Source organism: Enterococcus sp. DIV2449a (assembly GCF_051711225.1).
In the GTDB taxonomy this organism is placed as follows: domain Bacteria; phylum Bacillota; class Bacilli; order Lactobacillales; family Enterococcaceae; genus Enterococcus_D; species Enterococcus_D casseliflavus.
On the sequence record NZ_JBIOME010000001.1, the window covers coordinates 1,231,775 to 1,253,853 of the forward strand.

Sequence of the window (22,079 nt, forward strand, 5' to 3'; positions counted from 1 at the left end):
TCTTTCCTATTTTGTGTAGAAAGGATCTGACAGGATGCATCAGAAGAAAGTTCGAGGCAAAGGATTTCAGTATTGGGTAGTAAGTATTCTAACGGTCTTATTTTTCATTGGTACGAGCAGTACGGGGGCAGCAGATTCACTTGATACCTTCGATGTTCAAATCAAATTGCCAGAGTCACAACGGGACAAAGAGCTGATGTACTATGATTTGTTGCTGGAGCCCAAGGCAGAAGAAAAACTAGCGGTCATGGTTTCCAATAAAAGCGAGCAACCAATCAATCTACAGCTATCCTTTAATCGAGCAGTCACGAACATGACGGGTGTCGTTGAGTACTCTGGGGCAAATGAAGAAGCAACGCCTTCTGCTCCATACGCGATCGAAGAACTCGTCACTTTAAGTGATGAAACTCTTTCGTTAGCCCCTAATGAGCAAAAAGAAATCAACTTAACAGTCCAGATGCCATCTGAATCCTTTGATGGGATTTTGGCAGGGGGACTATACGTCCAGCAAACCGGCAGTGAAGAATTTCAAGGAAATGTCCAAAATCTACTAGCCAGAGAAGTGGCGGTGTTGCTCCGTAACAAAGAGACCGACATCCCACCAGCGGTCCGAATTGAGGAAGCCCATCTGGAAGAAATCAATCGCCGCAATGTCATCATCGTAGCGGTGGAAAATACAGCGGCAAATTATCTTAGTAAGGCCACGCTTGCTTATGAAGTGTTTCATGATGGACAAGCAACAGCGATCAAAGGAGAAAAAGAGATCCAATTAGCGCCAAATGCGTTAATGAATTACGCACTGCCATTAGATGGAAATGAACTGCAATCAGGAGAGTATGAAATAAAAACGACCCTCAAAGCAGCTGATCAACAATGGCAAGGAGAGCCTACCTTCCAAGTTGCAAGTCAAGAAGCGCAAGAAAGAAACGAGCAAGATGTCAGTATTGAAGAAACCTCTTCGCCGATCCTTCTCTATTTATCGATTGGTGGTGTTTTATGTCTGATCATCGCCTATTTGATTTGGCATAATCGCAAGCTGAAGCGAGCATTGAATAAAAGTGATGATTAGCAGGTAGCGGAAATCAAAGGTGGTTGCAGGAAAAGTCTACTATTATAGTAAGAAATGTTTTCAAAAAGTTAAAAGTAGCACCTCTCATAAAAAAGAATCAGTAAAAAAAACCATTTATCATTGAGAATAAATGGTTTTTTCGTGTTCCGCACATTTTGTTGAGAACAGTGAAGGGGAAATTTTGACATTCACCAATAGGAGGTCATGTCATGACTGATGAATAATTGTTCTTCAATCGTTGAAAGGAAAGAAGCATCCAGTGGAAAATAAATAACGCTTGTGATGTTGGGTTCTGATCGTTTTTTTTCACATGAAATTATCATAAAACTTTACATAATAATGTTTCCGCTTCCCTAAAAGTCTGTCGTAGATATTGTTAAAAAAACATAATATTTTTCTGTTGACTGCGCTTACTCCTTTATAAAAGCTTTAAAAAAACTCTTTAGCGTGTCTTTTTATCTATAATAGGTTTAGACCAATTACAGCGTCTTTTCTTACTTTGTTTTTAATTTAAACTACCTTTTTTGCATGAATGTTTCTTTAATTCGTTTGAAAGTGCAAGCAGGCATTTTTGATTAAGAATACAATTAGAAATGATGCAAAAAGGAGAATTAAGATGTCTGCAAATTTGAGCAATTTCGCTGTTTATATAGTAGATGACAACTTTTTTAATGGGAATTTGATGAAGAAAATGATTACGGAAAGTCGTGTTCCGCATTCTTTAGTTGAGATTCTTTCGCCGGAGGAACTAAACCCTTTTCTTGATGGATACTTAACAGATGTGAACGATCTCTTCTTATTTTCCATTGAAATGAAAGGATTTGATCGAAGTTTTCAATTAGCGGGAAGCTTGAGGGAACAATGCAAAAAGTGTCAAATTGCTTTTTATGGTGCCTATGCCTCCAAAATCGAAATCAAGAAGCTGAATCTTATCTGTCCTTTAGGGATCATCGATACAAAAGAAAAGGAGGTGGCAATGCAACTAAGAAATTTATTAAGGGAAGCGATCGAAGTCAAACGATCATTACTCGGAAAAAAGCACTTATTAAAAATCGTCAGTAAAAGAGAGTTGATGGTGGTTGATGCAGAAGCAATCAACTATATTACAACGATCAAAGGAGAGCGAAACCGAATCGCTTTTCACCAAAAAAAGTCGATCGAATTCCTCGAAACTTCCTTGAAGGTGATCAAACAATTAGAGCTGCCAGAGTATTATAACGTCTTCAAATCCTATATTATCAATGTGCGACAAATCAAAATGATCGATCGAACAAACAATGTTTTGTGCTTTTTTAATGGAGAAGAGTTAGAAGTCGGGAAAAAAATCCGTAAGGCAATCAGTTAAAACTACATACATTTACTGGAGGAAAAAATGAATAAGAGAAGCAAAAGAATTCGTCATGGAATCGTTGTTACCGCACTAGGAATCACTCAAGTGATCACTCCGATCATGGCGATAGCGGAAACAACCGAACAAGAACAGACCGTCAACACGCTAGACAAATCCGATCAACTACTAGAAACGATGACTGAATCGACAAATGAAGCTAACGGAAACGAAGCACAAGCAGCTGAGGATGCTCAAACAGATTATTCTTCCGAAGCGAGCAAAGAGGAATCATCAGCAGGTTCAGAAAACACGAAACCAAGTGAAACGAGCACATCCGATTCCTCAAATAAAACGGAAGATTCTAGCCATGCGATACAAGAAAGTTCTTCAACATCCGATTCAAAAGAAACCAAAGAAGAGCAACACACACCTCGTGTCAGCACCCGCATCAATGACCAAGAACTTTTGGAAAAAGGCACCCTGCTGACAATTGCTGGCGAAGAATTCAGCCGAACGGAAGAAACACGAATCTTAAACAATAGTCCAGTGAAACTGAAATTGGATTTTGAAATCAATGACAAAGATTATTTCGCTGGCACCACTGCTGTTTTTGACTTGCCGCAAGGCCTTGGCTTTAGTGATGTGCAAGGAACCAATGAAGCGATCAATGCATCGTGGGCTGTAGATAGTGCAGCTCATCAACTGATGATCACGTTTAATCAATCGGTTCATGATGCCTCTTTTTCGATCGAGTTGACTAGTTATCTATATTCAGAAGATAAGCCTCAGCTAACGATTGAGATCGGCGATCAAAACCAGACAAGCTATGCGATTGATTTGTATGAAGAGGTCGATCCGATTCAATATGTGTCAGAAAAAAATGTCTTTGGGATGGAAGGAATGGTCTACTACAATACCGATCGGATGTTGTCTGGGACAGAGACCCTCTCATTGCGATTGGTTGATACACCGGGAGCAGTGTTCAAAAAGATTGACACTCAACCATTAGAAGTTTTCAGCTATGAGGTCGATATCAATGGGAAAATCAAGCCAGAAACGCAGACAGCATTAGCTGAAGGGACTGATTATACGATCACTTCAAATAGTCTCTACAATACTGCCGTTGAAGTCAAACAAATGGACAAGCAAAAGGCGTATGGCATTTCTTATCAATTTACGATGAGCCTGACCGAACTGACGGATTACTCTTCTCCTTTTTCAAAAGGGTATCCGACGACCGGTTTTGGTTCGGTGCAACTGAAGCAAACAACTGCCCAAAGCAGAGGGTTCTCCTTTATAGCAAAAACCAGCAAAGATGAAAAAGAAGTCGATTCAAGGTATTTTATGAGTGTTGCTTCTGCCAGTTTTAAGAATGGTCTTTCTAAGGGGAACTATTATGTTTCTTTCCATCAAATGCCGACTGAGATGAAAGCGGGTCAGCAAATCATTCTTTCGAGTCAAAACGGGCAGCCGATCACGGCGAAGCAGTTGACAGCAAGAGACGCTTTTTATCAAAATGTGACCTTTTCGGATTATTTTTCTGTTGAAAATACCGGGGATAAGCTGATTGTGACCGCAACAAAAGACAGTAACCTCACTTTCGGTTCGATGGAAACAACCGTACCCTTTGATCAGAAAGATATCATTCTCAATGTCTCGACACCGTTGATCGCCAATAGAGAATTCAAAATTGTTGAAGACAACTATGTCGAACCAATCAGTGTTCTTAATCCCAACAATGCTGAAACGGCTTGGGGAAATTATGATCAAAATGGTGCTTACATGAGTGATACCTCCATCAACATCGAAGGCAGTAACTCACAACCAATCGAAAATTTACAAATGTTTATTGAACATCCAGAGTATCTTTCTTTGAGAAAGGTACCAAAAGTCAGTTTTTACTACACATTAGGAAAAGATTATACGATTGAAGAAGTAGCAGGCGGAACGATGGTCACCTTTACGTCGCCCATTACCTATTCCGTTCAATTTGATATTGGCTTCAATTACGTGCCAGACAGTTTAGCACCGACAAAATCGATTCCTAACGATACAATTCCAATCACGATTTCCGCAACGGGACTTGACACGGTTAATACCTCCGTCTATACCGGAAGAAAACTGTATTCTGAACGTACGCTCCAAAGTAGTAAAAATCAGTTTTTAGTCAACGCGCGTCAAGATACCATCAGTGATTTGACCGTTGAAACTCATGTACCGAAAAATACCGATGTCGTGTTTTCGATCATCGATGTTTCCAATGAACAAGTCAGTGGCATTTATCCACAGTATTGGGATCGTGGCTATTATGATAACCAAGCCATGAAGGAAAGCGATCCGAATTATCCAACGATCACCCATGATGAAGAAACCAACTATTACACCTTTGACTTTGGGACGACCAATCGACGCTACATTATTTCCTATCAATACGCCAATGGATGGCAGGAAATGAGTACGATTTATGTACCTGGTTATGCAAAAGAACCGTTATCAAATAATCAGCAAGGCTCAACTACCGTTTCCGTTTCCAATACAGCGACAGATATTATTGGCATTACGCAAAATACCGTGAACAATACGAAAAACATGACGCAGGTCAAGGTCACGACAAAAAATATCGATGATGGCTCGAAAAAGGTTGCAAATCCAACGATCCTTCTAAAATCGTTAGGAAATACTAATGGGGAAATCGATTTAGGATCGATCACTGTTTCGAATGTGCCAGATGACAGCTATGAAGTCAAAGAAGTTGATGGGAACGTACAGCTTGTCTTTTCAAACTATGTTCTAACGAAAAATATCGAAATCAGTTACAACGTTCTTTCACAAAACGCCGGCCAAATCTCAGCCTCAGCCACGATCGTTTCTGATACGATCGATACCTTGTCGGAAGCCAAACGGACGGCTACCTCGACGGTGACCAATCTGCAATTTTCGGCAGGCGATTCCAGCGGGATCATCTACAAAACCAATGCGACGCTTGATGTTTATAATACCGAAGAGCCGACTGAGAAGATTGCGGGGGTTACTTTGACGCTTTGGAATCAATTGACAGGAGATATCGTTTCTGTCGTAACGGATGAAAATGGAGAATACCAATTAACGGATATTTATACGGGGAACTATACGCTTTATGTTTCCTACGTCCCAGAAGGTTACGTCATACCACAGGAACTTCAACTTGGTAAAGAGGTGCAAGTGAATCGGACGGGCAATCATCTTTCTGTCGGTATCACACCAGAAGAAGACTTGTCGACGATCGACGCCAAAGATAGCACGATCTACGTGGGAGATGAATGGCATGCTGAAGACAACTTTGTTTCAGCGACAGACAAACACGGCAATGCGTTGACTTTCTCGGAAATCACAGTCAATGGCGAGGTCGACACGACAAACGTTGGCACCTATGAGGTCAAATACATCAACGGTAGTGTTAGCCAAACAGCGACGATCACCGTGGTTGCCAACCAAGAAACGGTAGCAGCCAAAGACAGCACGTTATATGTAGGCGATGCATGGACAGCAGCTGATAATTTTCTATCGGCAACGGATAAAGACGGCAACGCAGTGACAATCGCAGAAGTGACCATCAACGGCGAAGTTGATACGGACATACCAGGAGAATACCAAGTCATTTATCGCAATGGCAAAGCCGAAGCGACAGCGACGATTACCGTGTTAGCTGATCAAACATCAATCAAGGTAAAAGATAGCACCTTATACGTCGGGGACGACTGGCATGCGGTTGATAACTTTGTTTCGGCAACGGACAAAACAGGAGCGAATGTACCATTTTCAGGAGTGACAGTTAGTGGAGCCGTGGATACTTCCAAAGAAGGTCAATATCCAGTGGTTTATCAAAACGGCAATCAAAAAGCAACAGCGACGATCACCGTGGTTGCCAATCAAGAAACAGTCGTTGCCAAGGATAGTACACTTTATGTTGGAGATTCATGGGAACTTGCGGATAATTTTGTTTCAGCAACGGATAAGAAGGGGCAACCGTTAAGCTTGGCAGAGCTCACCACCAGTGGTGACGTGGATACGAAAGTACCAGGAGAATACCAAGTCATTTATCGCAATGGTAAAGCCGAAGCGACTGCCACGATTACCGTATTAGCTGATCAAACATCAGTTAAAGCCAAAGATAGCACCTTGTATGTTGGTGACGATTGGCATGCGGTTGATAACTTTGTTTCGGCAACGGACAAAGCAGGAGCGAATGTACCATTTTCAAATTTAACCGTTAGTGGCTCAGTTGATACGAGTAAAGAAGGTCAGTACAAAGTTACTTATAGCAATGGTAAAACGGAAGCTATTGCCACGATTACGGTTGTTGCCAACCAAGAAACAGTAGTTGCTAAAGACAGTACGATTTATGAAGGCGATGACTGGCAAGCCGCCGACAACTTTGTGTCGGCAAAAGACAAAGACGGCAACACAGTAAAACTGGCTGATATCACAACAGTAGGTACAGTCGATAGCGCCACACCAGGGAAATACGAAGTGATTTATCGCAACGGCAAAACTGAAGCGAAAGCCACGATCACCGTGTTAGCTGATCAAACATCAGTTAAAGCCAAAGATAGCACCTTGTATGTTGGTGACGACTGGCAAGCAATCGACAACTTTGTCTCAGCCACAGACAAAACGGGAGCGAATGTTCCATTTTCAAGTGTAGTTGTTAGTGGAACAGTGGATACCTCCAAAGAAGCCGAGTATCCAGTGGTTTACCAAAATGGCAAGGTAAAAGTAACGGCGACGATTACGGTTGTTGCCAACCAAGAAACAGTAGTTGCTAAAGACAGTACGATTTATGAAGGCGATGACTGGCAAGCCGCCGACAACTTTGTGTCGGCAAAAGACAAAGACGGCAACGCAGTAAAACTGGCTGATATCACAACAGTAGGTACAGTCGATAGCGCCACACCAGGGAAATATGAAGTGATTTATCGCAACGGCAAAGCCGAAGCGACTGCCACGATCACCGTGTTGGCAGATCAAACGAGTGTCAAAGCCAAAGACAGTACCTTGTATGTCGGCGATGACTGGCAAGCTGCCGACAACTTTGTCTCAGCCACAGACAAAACGGGAGTAACGGTTGAATTATCAGGAGTAATGGTTACTGGTACCGTCGATACCAATCAAGAAGGCACATACGAAGTCACTTATACGAATGGAAAAGTCAGCGACATAGCGACAATCACTGTGGTTGCTCACGAAGAAACGGTCGTAGCAAAAGATAGTACAATCTATGAAGGAGAGAAGTGGCAAGCCGTCGATAATTTTGTCTCGGCAACAGATAAAAGCGGACAAGCAGTCGATTATGATCAAGTATTGATTAGCGGTACAGTCAATACTGATGTGCCTGGAAAATATCAAGTCATCTATCGAAATGGCAAAGCCGAAGCAACTGCCACGATCACCGTGTTGGCAGATCAAACGTCTGTGACTGTGAAAGATAGCGTGATTTATGTCGGTGACAACTGGACAGCAGCCGACAATTTTGTCTCCGCTACAGATCGTGACGGTAAGTCACTCGCATTGGAGCAACTGCTGGTGGACGGTTCGGTGGATACGAAGAAAACGGGCACCTATCAAGTCACTTATTCAATCGTCACTGATGAAGCAGCAACCCCTAACTTTTTCGCACGTTTATTTGGTACTCGCTCACAAGAAGCAGTCACCGCCACAGCGACGATCAAAGTCGTTGAAAAAGCAGAAGAACCAGAGGAGAACGATAAGCAGCCAGAGAAAGATGATTCTAATAAAGGGCAAGAAAAACCAACGGATGCAGGACAGCCTGGTAAACAAAGCAAAGCGACCGCAAAGGACAAACGGATGTTACCAAAGACCGGTACAGCCATCACTCAAGGCTATTCGATTGCAGGAGTGAGCCTTGTTGCACTAGCGGGGATCGTCTTCTTTCGTAAGAAACACACGAACAAAAGCAGAAGAACGAAATAAGTCTCAATGACTCTAACAGCGGATATCGTGAAGGATATCCGCTGTTTTTGTTTTTTAAAATACCTGCTGTATTGCGGTTTTCTTGTCCGATAAGCAGCCGTATAAAGAAGATATAAAGATGCTAGCAGAAGATTTACACTATTTTTATTTCTTTTTGCGTATGCTTACGTCATGAAGGAGTGAAGAATATGAATCTTATTTTAGGAATAATCGGAGTGATCGTAATGATCTATCTCTTTTGGTACTTGTTTGAGGGGGGAGAACGATGAGTAGCTATTTTGTGCAAGGCTTTTTATTTTTACTGATCTTACTAGCAGCAGCGGTTCCTTTGGGCTGGTATATCAAAGAAATCATGCAAGGAAAAACACCGCGGTTTGTCCGCTTTATTCAACCCATTGAACGGTTGACCTATCGAGTGATTGGTTCGGTCAGCAAAAAAGAAATGACCGCCAAAACCTATCTATTTTCCGTCTTGGCCGTCAGTGTCTTTTCCATCATCGGCTTGACCGGATTATTGATGGTTCAGCACTGGTTACCGCAAGGGGCAGCCGTTGAGAATATGTCCTTTGACTTAGCATTGAACACAGCCGTCAGTTTTGTGACGAACACGAACTGGCAAGCTTACGCTGGGGAAGAAGCACTGACCAATCTTTCCCAAGCATTAGGATTAACAGTGCAAAATTTCTTATCTGCGGCAGTAGGATTAGCCGTACTGTGTGCCTTGATTCGTGGGCTGCAGCAAAAACAAAAACGTACGGTAGGGAATTTTTGGCAAGACATCACCCGTTCCTTGCTCTATATCCTTTTGCCACTTTCATTGATTTTAGCGATCTTGCTCCTGTCTCAAGGCGTTGTCCAAACGTTGAGCAGCGGCGTGGAAGTCAATGGATTTGAGGGGGAATCCTTTTGGATGGCGCTCGGACCAGTAGCGAGTCAAATCGCCATCAAGCAATTAGGGACCAACGGCGGCGGTTTCTTTGGTGCCAACTCTGCCCATCCATTTGAAAATCCAACGATGTTCAGTAATTTTATAGAAAACTTAGCGATCTTGTTGCTACCAGCTGCTTTGATTTTTGCCTTTGGCTTTTGGATCAAAGAGTGGAAACAAGGACGTACGATCTTGATCACCGCAACCGTCTTTTTGATCCTAGCTTTTATTGGCGTAGTGATCAGTGAAGCTTATGGACCGCAATTCAGTCAAGTGCTTGGGAATGCCAATCTAGAAGGCAAAGAAGTACGCTTCGGTGTCGGTTGGTCGAGTCTCTGGGCAGTGAGTACCACCGCCGCTTCCAGTGGATCAGTCAATGCCATGCTGGATAGTTTCACACCACTCGGGGGTGCGATCCCGATGTTCTTGATGCAGCTGGGAGAAATCATCTTTGGCGGTGTCGGTAGCGGGCTTTATGGCATGATCGCTTTTCTATTATTGACGGTCTTTATCGCTGGTTTATTAGTCGGACGAACACCCGAATATATCGGCAAAAAAATCGAAGCCTTTGACATTAAAATGACGAGCATCGTTATTTTGACGCCATTGCTACTGACGCTTTTCGGGGCTATGTTGATGACCTTGCATCCTGACATCATGAGCTGGCTAACCAACCAAGGCGCCCATGGCTTTAGCGAACTGTTGTATGCAGCAACTTCCTTCAGCAACAACAACGGGAGTGCCTTTGGCGGCTTGACCGCAGATACTGTTTTCCTGAATAGTTTGGGTAGTATCTTGATGTTCGTTTCACGTTTCGTTCCCATCGCAGCCATCTTGTATCTGGCAGAAAACATGGGGGCCAAAAAGAAAACCGTTCGTAATGAAGGAACCTTGTCAACCACGAGTCCAGTCTTTGTCACGATGCTGATCATTGTGATCATCGTGATCGGTGCACTGAGCTTTTTACCAGCGATGGCTTTAGGCCCAATCGCAGACTTCTTTACAACGAAATAGGAGAGAGAAAAAATGAAAAAAATCTATCAATGGGCGATCGGCGAATCCTTTAAGAAATTGGATCCTCGCCAACAAATCAAAAACCCCGTGATGTTTGTGGTTTATTTAGGGGCGATCTTGACAACCGTTTTATGTTTTCAAGAACAAACAGTCCCGTTGTGGTTTAGCATCAGTGTGACCGTCTTCTTATGGTTGACCTTGTTGTTTGCCAATTTTGCCGAAGCAGTGGCAGAAGGGCGCGGCAAAGCACAAGCGGATAGTTTGAAGCAAGCCAAAAAAGAAATCATGACCTACAAAGTCATGTCCCTGGAAGATGTCGCCAAAGAAGCTTTTATCGAAGTCCGTTCCTCCGATTTGAAAAAAGGCGACTTGGTGTATGTTCCATCTGGCGAACAAATTCCTGCCGATGGGGATGTCGTGGAAGGTGCTGCTTCGGTGGACGAAAGTGCCATCACAGGAGAATCAGCACCTGTCATTCGTGAATCTGGCGGCGACCGCAGTGCAGTCACCGGAGGAACGTTAGTCGTTTCCGATTACTTGGTCATCAAAGTGACCGCTGAAAATGGTCATTCTTTTTTGGATAAGATGATTGCGATGGTGGAAGGGACACAGCGGAAAAAAACACCCAATGAGATTGGCTTGCAGTTGTTCTTAGTGACACTGACCATCATCTTCTTGGCAGTTTCCATCACATTGATTCCTTTTACCGATTTTAGCAGTCAGTTATCTGGTCGGGGAACGGCGATTTCCAGTGTGATCGTGATCGCTTTATTGATTTGTCTTGCACCGACCACGATCGGCGCCTTGATTTCCTCGATTGGGATCGCTGGAATGAGTCGTTTGACCAAAGAAAATGTCATCGCCATGAGTGGGCGTGCGATTGAAGCTGCAGGAGATGTGGATGTTTTGCTACTGGATAAAACAGGAACCATTACTCTGGGGAACCGCCGTGCCAGTGAGTTCTTGCCAGTACCAGGGGTCACCGCCAAAGAGTTGGCAGATGCAGCGCAGTTGGCATCCTTTGCCGATGAAACGGCGGAAGGCCGCAGTATCGTGATTTTAGCCAAAGAAGCCTTCAATATTCGTGAACGAGAATTTCAGCAAGCCGATGTCCATTGGATCGATTTTAGTGCCAAAACACGGATGTCTGGGATCGACTATCGTGGTGATGAGATCCGTAAAGGAGCTGCGGATACGATCAAGCAATATGTGACGGTAAAAGGTCAGACCTATCCCACTGCGTGTGACGAGATCGTAGAAAAAGTCGCTAAAGCTGGTGGAACCCCATTGGTCGTAGTGAAAAATGGCCAAGTACTCGGGGTCGTTTATTTAAAAGACATCGTGAAAAACGGCGTCAAAGAAAAATTTGCCGACATGCGAAAAATGGGCATCAAGACGATCATGATCACCGGAGACAACCCTTTGACGGCAGCTGCTATTGCTGCCGAAGCAGGCGTCGATGATTTCTTAGCCGAAGCAACACCAGAAAACAAAATGAACCTGATTCGGGAATATCAGGAAAAGGGGCATTTGGTGGCGATGACGGGGGATGGAACCAACGATGCACCCGCACTCGCCCAAGCCGATGTGGCAATGGCGATGAACACTGGTACGCAAGCAGCCAAAGAAGCGGGCAATATGATCGACCTTGATTCCAGCCCTACCAAATTACTGCAAGTAGTCCAAATTGGTAAACAACTGCTGATGACCCGTGGGGCTTTGACGACCTTTAGTATCGCAAATGATATCGCCAAATATTTCGCAGTGATCCCTGTTCTGTTTTATGCGATTTATCCAGAACTCGCAGCGCTGAATATCATGAATCTTGGTAGTCCCTTAACGGCGATTTTGTCCGCAGTCATCTACAATGCAGTCGTGATCATCGCCTTGATCCCTCTGGCGTTGAAAGGGGTCAAGTACCAAGAAAAACCAGCCAGCCAAATGCTGCGGCACAATCTTGTCGTCTACGGCCTAGGCGGCATCATCGCACCATTCATTTGTATCAAGCTAGTAGATTTGCTTTTGTCAGCTGTTCTACTATAAGAGAAGTCCATCAGAGTCAAAGAGTCATTTAGGAGGAAAACATGATGAAGAACACCCTCTTTGCCAGTATCAAATTTTTACTAGTTAGTACCGTGCTATTTGGCGGTCTCTATACATTGTTGGTCACCGGTGTCGGACAAGTCTTTTTTGCCCATCAAGCCAACGGCAGTCAAATCGTGGAAGATGGAGCGGTCAAGGGGTCTGAGCTAATTGCGCAACCCTTTGACCAAGCAGGTTACTTCCAAGGCCGTGATCAAACCGTTTCGCAATTGTCGCCCTATGATCCGACCCAAAAAAAGACTGTAGCTGAGCGGACAGCGGCGTTACTGGCAGAAAACCCAACCCAAACCAGTGTGCCGATCGATCTCGTGACCGCTTCGGGTAGTGGCGTTGATCCTGATATCAGTGTCGAAGCGGCACTTTTTCAACTGCCGCGGATCGCTGACACAAGAGGCATCGATGAACAAACAATTCATGATATAATAAACAGGAATAAAGTAGCTGATCTGTTCTCCACGAGAGAATATGTCAATATCATGACCTTGAATCAGCAGCTCGATCAATTACCCGAAGAATAGGGGGAAGCATCTATGAGTGAAAACAACCAGCAGACGATCCCAGAAGAGATGCTGCTGCAAGCGGGCTTTGGACCTAAACGTGGCAAGCTACGGGTATTTTTCGGTTTTGCTGCCGGTGTTGGAAAAACCTATACGATGTTAACAGAAGCCCATGAGTGTTTACTCATGGGCAAAAATGTGGTGATCGGCTATATCGAACCTCACAAACGTCCCGATACCAATCGATTGCTTGAAGGGTTACCACAAGTACCATTAAAGCAATACCAGCACAAGCAATTGACCCTTTATGAGCCAGATATCGATCGACTGATCCAACTAAAACCAGATATCGTCTTGATCGATGAGTTGGCACATACCAATCCCATTGGTGCGCGAAACAAAAAACGTTACCAAGATGTCGATGAACTATTGAATGCAGGAATCACCGTCTACACGACCATCAATGTCCAGCATATCGAAAGTCTGAATGATATCGTGGAAAAGGTCACGGAAGTGGAAGTCAGAGAAACAGTCCCCGACACCTTTTTCCAGCATGCCAGCTTGCGGGTGGTGGATGTTGAACCAGACGAACTGATCGATCGATTGGAACAAGGAAAAATCTATGCTGATGAAAATGCCAAACGAGCGCTAAAAAATTTTTTTACGCCAGAAAAACTTGATCATCTGCGGGGATTAGCGATCCAAAAAGCTTCCAATCATATCAATCAAATGAACGGCGGTCGAAAACGAGTTCAAAGCAAGCTTTTGACCATCATTGATGATCGCTTGCCGAAAATGGCAGAAAAATGCATTCGTTGGACCGCTCGCTTAGCCCAAGGAGTCGGTGCCGAATGGACGGTCATCCAAGTTCGATCGTTAGATGATACACCTACCGAAGTGCCGTTGGCAGAGCGTTTGGGTGCAGAAGTCATCAACATTGAAGCGGATGACAGTTTTGAAACCATCGTAGAGTATGCCAAAATGACGGGTGCCAGTGACATTATCATGGGGAAACAGGTTTCTCAAAAGTGGTTTCAAAAATTGTTTGTCGAGGATTTAGAAGACCGCTTGATTCGGCGCCTAGATGATATTGAGATCCATTTGATTCCTTTTAAAGAAAAAATGCAGCGACCACGGCTGACGTTTTCGCAATTATTTGAAGGCGGCGGTCGAGATTTCACCTTGACCTTTGGGCTGATCATGCTCGCCACCTTAGTGACAGAAGGCATGCAGTACTTACATTTCGGCGATCAGAATTTGATGCTAGTTTATATCTTTTTTGTTCTCTTAGTGGCCCGTTACACGAGTGGCTATCTATGGAGTGCCATGGCATCGATCATTAGTGTCCTTTCTTACAACTGGTTCTTTGTCGAACCATTGTATTCCTTGACGGTCTATAAAGCAGGCTATCCAATCACATTAGTGATCATGCTGATCGTTGCCTTGATGATCAGTAACTTGATGGTTCGATTGAAGACCCAAGCAGAAAATGCCAAGGAAAAAGAGCATCAAATGGAGATATTGTATGAACTGAACAAACAATACATGGAAACGCGGAATGAGCAAGAAATCTATGAAAGTACGACCACCTATTTGGCACGCTTACTCCAGCGAGAAGTGGCGTTATATGACAGAGAAGGCCACTTGAGAAGTCTGCATTCTTCAAGAGAAACACTGTCTCAACTGACTGGTAAGGATGAGAAAGCCGTCGCTTTTTGGGTCGTGAAAAATCAAAAAGAAGCTGGTCGCGGCACAGATACTCTGATTGGTGCCAATGGGTTCTACTTGCCGATCGTTTTAAACGGCAAACCACTAGGCGCCCTTGGGGTAGAACGCAACGAGGAACATCAGTTGGCCAATAGTCAATTGAATTACTTGCGCCTTGTGATCACCCAAATCGCGACCGTGTTGGAACAAGTCTCATTAGCGAGTGAGAAAGAACAGATCCAATTAGAAAACGAACGGGAAAAAGTCCGCAGCAATCTACTGCGTGCGGTCTCTCATGACTTGCGGACCCCCTTGACGACAATTTCTGGCATTGCCGAAACATTGAGCGAAACCGAAGGCGTGATCAAAAAGGAAACGAAACAAAAGCTGCTAGGAGACATCCAAAGTGAATCCCAGTGGTTGATTCGCATGGTCGAAAACTTATTGTCGGTGACCCGCATCAACTTGACCAATATGGCGGTCAAGCGCAGTGAAGAACCAATCGAAGAAATTATCGAAGCGGTTTTGACACACCTAAAAAAAGTCTATCCGCAACAAAAAATCATCGTGAAAATGCCTGATCAGCTGATTTTTGTTCAAGTCGATCCCATCTTGATCGAACAAGCCTTGTTTAATTTGATTGAAAATGGGGTTCGCCATGGAACCGCCGATACACCGATTTTCTTGCGAGTTTCTCAAGAGCAGGATGTGGTCATTGAAATCGAAAACCAAGGGGAGATCCCCTTAGGACAATACCAAAAAATCCAAGCGAATTTGACCAATGACACCGAAGTGCCGGTGGATTCAAAAAATGGATTAGGTATCGGACTGAGTATCGTCAAAACCATCATCCATGCCCATGAAGGCAAATTGGCGATCGAAACGAAAGCAGGCAGTACGATCTTTCGTATTTATTTAAAGCAGTAAGGAGGGAGAACATGCAGCGACATTTTTTATTGATTGAAGATGATTCGAATATTGTTGATTTTATGGAGGTCGTCTTGCAAAGAGAGCATTACAACTTTACGTCAGTCGGCACTGGCATGGAGGCATTGATGCTCTTGCAGGAAGAAACCATCGAGTTCATCTTGCTGGATCTGGGCTTACCGGACATTGACGGCATGGAGCTGTTGAAAATCATTCGTAAGCGCATGAACACACCGATCATCGTGATCTCTGCCCGCAAAGATGAACAAGACAAAGTGCAAGCATTAGACCTCGGTGCCGATGATTATGTAACGAAGCCCTTCAGTACCAATGAATTATTTGCCCGCATTCGCACGGCATTGCGGCACAAGGAGACAACTGCCTTTAGCAGCAGCCCGATTCTCGTAAACAAGGAGTTAACGATCGATTTTGAGAAAAAAATCCTGTACAAGAATCAAAATGAGATCCATTTGACCAAAAACGAATACCGCATCATGGCAGTTATGTTCAAGAATTTAGGCAAAGTCGTCACTTACGATACCCTGACTAGCGAAGTCTGGGGACCTTTTGCAGCGGATGCACAAACCTTGCGAGTCAATATCTCAAACATTCGCAAAAAAATCGAAACCAATACGCTGCAGCCAGAATATTTGATCACTGAAATCGGTGTTGGGTATCGCTTGCGGGAGTATCCAGCAGAGTAGCGGTCGTCATTGGAAATAAGGAGGAAAAACGTGCAGCGGCTCTTTGGTCGCTGCACGTTTCTATTTTTTGTTAATTGGGAAGAGACGTTGAACTGATTGCTTCTCCATAGATGATTTGAAACTGTAGGTAAACAAGTAGGTAGGTTGTTAACTAAAATTTCTTTTCATTCTGATCATTTTGTGTTTATATCATAGTATAAAGTAAAAAAGGAGAGTATTATGGCAGGAATTAGAGACGTCGCAAAACGAGCGGGTGTATCGATCGCAACTGTATCGAGGGTGCTCAATGAAGATCCTACGTTATCTGTCACGCAAGAAACAAAAAATAAGATCAATGAAGCCGTGGAATTTTTTCACTATAGTAAGAAGAAAGTACCTGTGAAAAAGGCAATGAATATTGCAGTGGTATCCACTGTTTCGGAAGAAGCTGAACTAGAAGATCCCTATTTTCGGGCGATTCGTCGTGGCATTCAAGCACAAGCAGAGCAAAATAAGTTTCGCATAAAAAAAACGTATTATATGTCTGAACGCCCCGTTGCCATTGAGGAGCTAAGAGAGTATCAGGGAGTCCTTGTCATTGGTCAAGTCTTGCCAACTTTTTTAGCAAAGATCGCAGCAGTCAATCCTCATATCGTTGTGATCGATGATCCATCTTTGTCTTCAGAATGGGATGCGGTATATACGGATTTCTCTATAGCAGCAACCGAGCACTTAGAGCGTTTGTATAAAAAAGGGCATCGAAATATCGCTTTTATTGGGGGATATCGGGTACGTTTGGATGCATCCAGTGAGAAACATCAATCGCCAGATGATATGCGGATGAACACTTATGTGTATTGGATGAAAGAAAAAGGATTGGAAGAATACATCAATGTCTACCTAGAAGGATGGAACACATTAGACGGTATCAAAGCCACTGAGCAATTGCTTGAACAATGCAAAGAGAGCCTTCCTTCAGCTATTATGGTCGCCAATGATTCGATTGCAGTTGGTACATATCGCTCCTTGCAAAAACGTGGGTATCGGATACCAGAAGATATTTCAGTAGTCAGTTTCAACAATATCGAAGTTGCAGAATTTTTGACCCCGTCTTTAAGTACCGTTGCCATCGATATGGAAGAACTGGGAAAAATTGCTTTACGGATGGTAGAAGAGCGGATCAAAGGCATTCGTCAAGTACCTGTTAAAATCATGGTAGCCAGTAAGATGATCGTCAGAGAAAGTGAAAAAGAAAGAGATTAATGTTCGAGGTAAACACTTTAATGTGTTTACCTTTTTATTTTAGTTAAAAAGTATTGACAAATTTATTAGTAAACAGTATATTTGTTTTGTGAAAAGAAAGCGGATACATGAATCAGAACTAGAGGAGGAATGAAAGATGAATTGTTTCAAGAGAGTAACACTTGTTAGTTTGAGTCTTTTAGGAACTTTGGTTTTAGGAGCTTGTGGTAATGGCAACGGTGATAGTGGTGGTCAGGTCACGTTAAGTTATGCGAGTTGGGATACTGAACAAGCACCGGGGCTGCGAAAAATGCTTGATGCTTTTGAAGAACAAAACCCAGATATTAAAGTCGAAATGGAAACCACCCCATGGGATCAATATTGGGTGAAGCTTGAAGCTGCTACTACTGGAGGAAATATGCCTGATATTGTCACGATGCATTCAACTGAATCATACAAATATATGTCTCAATCGATGCTGATGGGTCTAAATGAATTGATTGCAGAAAATAACATTGACATGACAAACTTCACCGAAGGAATCGCAGAGTCTTATACGTATGAAGAAGAACTTTACGCGATTCCTAAAGATGCCTCCGTTATTGGATTGTGGTACAACAAAGAGCTCTTTGATCAAGCAGGAATTGCATATCCAGACGCAACGTGGACATGGGATACATTGAAGGAAGCAGCTGTTCAGTTAACAGATGAAGAAGCAGGTATTTATGGATTTGCTGCGGACAATTCAACAGAGGGGGGCTATTGGCCATTTATTTATCAAAATGGTGGAGAAGTCTTTATTGATGAGAATACGAAATCGGGAATGAATAGCGAAGAAGTACAAGAGGCATTAAGATATTATATTGATTTTTATCTAAATGATCAGTCATCACCTTCAGCGAAAGAATTGCAAGATACGAATAAAGTGGGTCGTTTTCAAGCAGGAAGATTGGCGATGATCGTGGAGGGCAACTGGCAAACACCAGGTTTTTTAAAGAATGAATACTTGGCTGAACATGCGGATGTTGCCGTTTTACCTAAAGGAAAAGAAAATGCGACGATCACAAATGGTTTAGGTTGGGCAGCTAGTGCCAATACCAAGCATCCTGAAGAAACAAAAAAATTATTAGCATTCTTGGCAAGTGAAGAAGCCAACCAAATTCAAGCAGAAACAGGGGCATCGATCCCAGCGCTAAAAGGATTTGAGGAAGTTTGGGCAAGTTCTGCGGATACTTTCAATTTAAGTGTTTTTGCAGAAATGCTAGAGTATGGCGTGCCTCGTCCCTATAACAAAAATGGCTTGAATGCGGAAAAAATAGAGACAGAAATTATGAACCGGGTATTTTCTGGAGAATTAAGTGTCGAGGAAGGGACTGCACAGATTGCGGAAGAAGTTGATGCAATTTTAGCTGAAAGTAATTGATCAAAACGGAAAATTAGCTAATCAACTCACCTAAACAAAAGGAGACCTCTATGAAAAATCGTATGCTTGGAAATTACCAGAAAGACCACCTTTTCTGGGGATACTTATTTATTCTCCCAACAGCAGTCGGATTGATTTTATTGAATATTTGGCCAGCGATCCAAACAATCATTCTAAGTTTTCAACGAACAATTGGTTTTGGTAACACCGAGTGGATCGGCTTAGCCAACTATCAGAAACTTTTGACGGATCGAGAGGTGTTGCAATCCTTGATCAATACCTTGATCTATGCAGTGGTATCAATTCCATCAATCATAGTGTTATCACTTTTAGTCGCGGTCCTAATGAATAAGAAAATCAAAGGCGTGTCGATTTATCGAACGATTTATTTTCTACCTGTAGTTGCAGCCCCCTCTGCAGTCGCCATGATCTGGCGTTGGATGTTCAATGATGATTATGGATTAGTCAACGAGCTATTATCAAAAATTGGTCTAACGGGTCCTGCATGGCTTAGCGATCCGAATGTTGCGATTTATTCCGTCATTATTGTCGGCATATGGAGTGCTATTGGCTACAACATGGTGCTTTTCTTAGCGGGGCTACAGGAGATTCCCAAAGATTATTATGAGGCAGCCGATATCGATGGTGCTTCTTCATGGCAACAATTTTTTCAAATCACTTTACCTCTTGTGACACCAACGCTATTCTTTGTCGTGGTCACAACGGTTATCAATGCCTTTCAAGTATTTGATGTGATTTTTATGATGATCGCACCTTCAAGTGAGGCAATGCTGAAGACACAATCATTAGCATACTTGTTTTACAAACATTCCTTTATTTTAAATGATAAAGGGTATGGTTCAGCAATCGTCGTCTTTCTTCTATGTATTATTTTGCTGATCACAGCACTACAAATGAAGTTGCAAAAAAAATGGGTCAACTACTAAAAGGAGGTTTCTTGATGCAACGAATTAGCAAGAATTGGCTTATCCATCTACTTTTGATCAGTGGCGGAATAATTATGGCATTGCCTTTTGTATGGATGATTCTGACTTCTGGAAAAACACTTGTTGAATCGACTCAGATTCCACCAACATGGTTTCCTAAATCCTTTCAACTTTCAAATTATCAGGCAGTTTTAAATCTTTTACCCTTTGGTGCCTTCTATCTCAATACTTTTTTGATGGTCATTGGACGTGTGATCGGTTCCGTTTTATTTTCAGCGATGGCAGCATATGCCTGCGCACGCTTGCGCTTCCCTGGACGAGATCTTTTTTTTGCTCTAGTCCTTATCCAAATGATGATTCCCGCATCAATCTTTATCACACCCCAATATTTATTAGCGCAAAGATTAGGAATTCTAAATTCAGTACCGGCATTGATATTGCCAGGTGTTGTCAGCGCTTTTGGAACCTTTTTACTTAGACAGTTTTTTCTAGGCTTACCAAGTGAGCTGGAGGAAGCAGCCCACCTTGAAGGAGCAAATGTATGGACGATCTTTTTCAAAATCATGCTGCCATTGGCGAAAACCGGGTTGATCGCACTAGGTATTTTTACAACCCTCTTTGCTTTCAAAGATTTAATGTGGCCACTGATCGTCAATACATCAATTCGACAAATGCCATTGGCAGCAGGGTTAGCCAATCTTCAGGGACAATATGCGACCAATTTCCCACAATTGATGGCAGGCTCGCTACTAGCGATTTGGCCCATGGTTGCTGTCTTTATCATTTTTCAACGTAAATTTATTGAAGGAATTGCCACTACTGGCGGTAAATTATAAAAGAATGGAGCAATAGAAAATGACAAAAATCACCTTTATCGGAGCAGGAAGCACTATTTTCGCTAAAAATGTTCTAGGAGATGCAATGTTGACCCCGAGCTTAGCAGATTCCCACATCGCCCTTTACGACATCGATGAGAAACGACTTCGTGAATCCGAGGCAATGTTAAAGACGATCAATAAAAATGCCAATCAAAACCGAGCAGCAATACAGGTCTATCATGACCGCAAAGAAGCACTAAGAGATGCCGACTTTGTAGTAAACGCCATTCAAGTAGGTGGCTACAAACCTTCCACCGTCATTGACTTTGAGATACCGAAGAAATATGGCTTACGCCAAACAATAGGTGACACGATGGGCATTGGCGGAATATTTCGGACGTTGCGTACGTTACCAGTCATGTTGGAATTTGCTCGAGAAATGGAGGAAGTTTGTCCAAATGCATGGTTGCTGAATTATACGAACCCGATGGCGATGCTGACGATGGGGGTATTGAAAGCAACATCCATCAAAACGGTTGGGCTTTGTCATAGTGTGCAAGTATGTGTTCCAGAATTATTCGAGCATTTAGGGATCAAAGAACAATATGATCTGGCTGACTTCCAGTGGAAAATTGCTGGGATCAATCATATGGCATTTTTATTGGAAATTACCAAAGATGGGGAAGATTTCTATCCAACGATCCGTCAGTTGGCTGAAGAGAAAGAAAATCCCCACCGTGATTCAGTCCGCTTTGAATTGATGAAACGTTTTGGCTATTATATTACAGAATCTAGTGAGCACAATGCCGAGTATCACCCTTATTTCATTAAATCAAAATACCCAGAATTGATCGACGAACTGGGGATTCCGTTGGATGAATATTTAACCCGTTGCGAAAATCAGATTCGCGATTGGGAAACGATGCGGGAGGATATCGTCGATAATGGCGATTTGACCCATAAGAGAAGTCGGGAATACGCCTCTTATATCATGGATGCCATTAAGACTGGCAATCCAACCGTTATTGCTGGAAACGTATTGAATAAAGGCTTGATCACCAATTTACCAGAGGATGTCTGTGTGGAAGTTCCATGTTTGGTGGATAAGAACGGCATCCAACCAACCTACGTCGGCGCTTTACCAACGCAGCTTGCTGCATTGAACCGAACCAACATCAATGTGCAAGAATTGACTGTCGAAGCAGCGTTGACCCTTGAGAAAGACAAAATTTATCAAGCAGCTTACCTCGATCCTCATTTATCATCAGAACTATCATTGGCAGACATTACCCAATTAGTCGATGATTTGATCGAAGCCCATGGGGATTATTTACCAGATTATCACTGATAAAAAATGGACGCTCATTTTTTTACGAATACTGATAGCGCCAACATTTCTTTGGTTTTTTTGAAAAGATATG

Annotated in this window: 13 protein-coding genes; all 13 read left to right on the top strand. The window is 43.0% G+C overall.

What is annotated here, in order from left to right; translation table 11 throughout:
• Nucleotides 1-34 precede the first annotated feature (34 nt).
• The 13 genes from IGI76_RS05810 to IGI76_RS05870 all read left to right on the top strand — a co-directional run bounded on the left by IGI76_RS05810 (nucleotide 35) and on the right by IGI76_RS05870 (nucleotide 22,006).
• On the top strand, nucleotides 35-1,069 hold the full coding sequence (locus IGI76_RS05810) for a DUF916 and DUF3324 domain-containing protein (protein WP_194193000.1): 1,035 nt from the start codon (nucleotides 35-37) through the stop codon (nucleotides 1,067-1,069).
• A gap of 616 nt (nucleotides 1,070-1,685) precedes the next feature.
• On the top strand, nucleotides 1,686-2,414 hold the full coding sequence (locus tag IGI76_RS05815) for a LytTR family transcriptional regulator DNA-binding domain-containing protein (protein ID WP_194192999.1): 729 nt from the start codon (nucleotides 1,686-1,688) through the stop codon (nucleotides 2,412-2,414).
• A gap of 27 nt (nucleotides 2,415-2,441) precedes the next feature.
• Nucleotides 2,442-8,369, top strand: coding sequence for a bacterial Ig-like domain-containing protein (locus IGI76_RS05820; protein ID WP_270266554.1), 5,928 nt, complete (start codon nucleotides 2,442-2,444; stop codon nucleotides 8,367-8,369).
• Nucleotides 8,370-8,634: 265 nt separating this feature from the next.
• Nucleotides 8,635-10,311 (top strand): potassium-transporting ATPase subunit KdpA, encoded by a 1,677-nt coding sequence (gene kdpA / locus IGI76_RS05825; protein WP_194192997.1) that lies wholly within the window; start codon nucleotides 8,635-8,637, stop codon nucleotides 10,309-10,311.
• Between the two features lie 12 nt (nucleotides 10,312-10,323).
• Nucleotides 10,324-12,354: a potassium-transporting ATPase subunit KdpB gene (gene kdpB, locus IGI76_RS05830; RefSeq protein ID WP_194192996.1), complete on the top strand. Its 2,031-nt coding sequence runs from the start codon at nucleotides 10,324-10,326 to the stop codon at nucleotides 12,352-12,354.
• A 41-nt stretch (nucleotides 12,355-12,395) separates the two neighbouring features.
• Nucleotides 12,396-12,932, top strand: coding sequence for a potassium-transporting ATPase subunit C (locus tag IGI76_RS05835; RefSeq protein ID WP_194192995.1), 537 nt, complete (start codon nucleotides 12,396-12,398; stop codon nucleotides 12,930-12,932).
• Between the two features lie 12 nt (nucleotides 12,933-12,944).
• The gene (locus IGI76_RS05840) at nucleotides 12,945-15,545 is read left to right on the top strand and encodes a sensor histidine kinase (RefSeq protein ID WP_194192994.1); all 2,601 of its coding nucleotides are present in this window, start codon (nucleotides 12,945-12,947) and stop codon (nucleotides 15,543-15,545) included.
• A gap of 11 nt (nucleotides 15,546-15,556) precedes the next feature.
• Nucleotides 15,557-16,249: a response regulator transcription factor gene (locus IGI76_RS05845; RefSeq protein ID WP_270266555.1), complete on the top strand. Its 693-nt coding sequence runs from the start codon at nucleotides 15,557-15,559 to the stop codon at nucleotides 16,247-16,249.
• 219 nt (nucleotides 16,250-16,468) lie between these two features.
• On the top strand, nucleotides 16,469-17,491 hold the full coding sequence (locus tag IGI76_RS05850) for a LacI family DNA-binding transcriptional regulator (protein ID WP_194192993.1): 1,023 nt from the start codon (nucleotides 16,469-16,471) through the stop codon (nucleotides 17,489-17,491).
• 136 nt (nucleotides 17,492-17,627) lie between these two features.
• The gene (locus IGI76_RS05855) at nucleotides 17,628-18,893 is read left to right on the top strand and encodes an ABC transporter substrate-binding protein (RefSeq protein ID WP_167826748.1); all 1,266 of its coding nucleotides are present in this window, start codon (nucleotides 17,628-17,630) and stop codon (nucleotides 18,891-18,893) included.
• 50 nt (nucleotides 18,894-18,943) lie between these two features.
• The gene (locus IGI76_RS05860) at nucleotides 18,944-19,840 is read left to right on the top strand and encodes a carbohydrate ABC transporter permease (RefSeq protein WP_074535109.1); all 897 of its coding nucleotides are present in this window, start codon (nucleotides 18,944-18,946) and stop codon (nucleotides 19,838-19,840) included.
• Between the two features lie 14 nt (nucleotides 19,841-19,854).
• On the top strand, nucleotides 19,855-20,676 hold the full coding sequence (locus tag IGI76_RS05865) for a carbohydrate ABC transporter permease (protein ID WP_270266556.1): 822 nt from the start codon (nucleotides 19,855-19,857) through the stop codon (nucleotides 20,674-20,676).
• Nucleotides 20,677-20,695: 19 nt separating this feature from the next.
• On the top strand, nucleotides 20,696-22,006 hold the full coding sequence (locus IGI76_RS05870; protein ID WP_167826747.1) for an alpha-glucosidase/alpha-galactosidase: 1,311 nt from the start codon (nucleotides 20,696-20,698) through the stop codon (nucleotides 22,004-22,006).
• Nucleotides 22,007-22,079 lie beyond the last annotated feature (73 nt).

Excerpts from the sequence above, each read along its gene's own strand:
- IGI76_RS05810 (WP_194193000.1), top strand. The coding sequence starts at position 35 with ATGCATCAGAAGAAAGTTCGAGGCAAAGGATTTCAGTATTGGGTAGTA.
- IGI76_RS05815 (WP_194192999.1), top strand. The coding sequence starts at position 1,686 with ATGTCTGCAAATTTGAGCAATTTCGCTGTTTATATAGTAGATGACAAC.
- IGI76_RS05820 (WP_270266554.1), top strand. The coding sequence starts at position 2,442 with ATGAATAAGAGAAGCAAAAGAATTCGTCATGGAATCGTTGTTACCGCA.
- kdpA (WP_194192997.1), top strand. The coding sequence starts at position 8,635 with ATGAGTAGCTATTTTGTGCAAGGCTTTTTATTTTTACTGATCTTACTA.
- kdpB (WP_194192996.1), top strand. The coding sequence starts at position 10,324 with ATGAAAAAAATCTATCAATGGGCGATCGGCGAATCCTTTAAGAAATTG.
- IGI76_RS05835 (WP_194192995.1), top strand. The coding sequence starts at position 12,396 with ATGATGAAGAACACCCTCTTTGCCAGTATCAAATTTTTACTAGTTAGT.
- IGI76_RS05840 (WP_194192994.1), top strand. The coding sequence starts at position 12,945 with ATGAGTGAAAACAACCAGCAGACGATCCCAGAAGAGATGCTGCTGCAA.
- IGI76_RS05845 (WP_270266555.1), top strand. The coding sequence starts at position 15,557 with ATGCAGCGACATTTTTTATTGATTGAAGATGATTCGAATATTGTTGAT.
- IGI76_RS05850 (WP_194192993.1), top strand. The coding sequence starts at position 16,469 with ATGGCAGGAATTAGAGACGTCGCAAAACGAGCGGGTGTATCGATCGCA.
- IGI76_RS05855 (WP_167826748.1), top strand. The coding sequence starts at position 17,628 with ATGAATTGTTTCAAGAGAGTAACACTTGTTAGTTTGAGTCTTTTAGGA.
- IGI76_RS05860 (WP_074535109.1), top strand. The coding sequence starts at position 18,944 with ATGAAAAATCGTATGCTTGGAAATTACCAGAAAGACCACCTTTTCTGG.
- IGI76_RS05865 (WP_270266556.1), top strand. The coding sequence starts at position 19,855 with ATGCAACGAATTAGCAAGAATTGGCTTATCCATCTACTTTTGATCAGT.
- IGI76_RS05870 (WP_167826747.1), top strand. The coding sequence starts at position 20,696 with ATGACAAAAATCACCTTTATCGGAGCAGGAAGCACTATTTTCGCTAAA.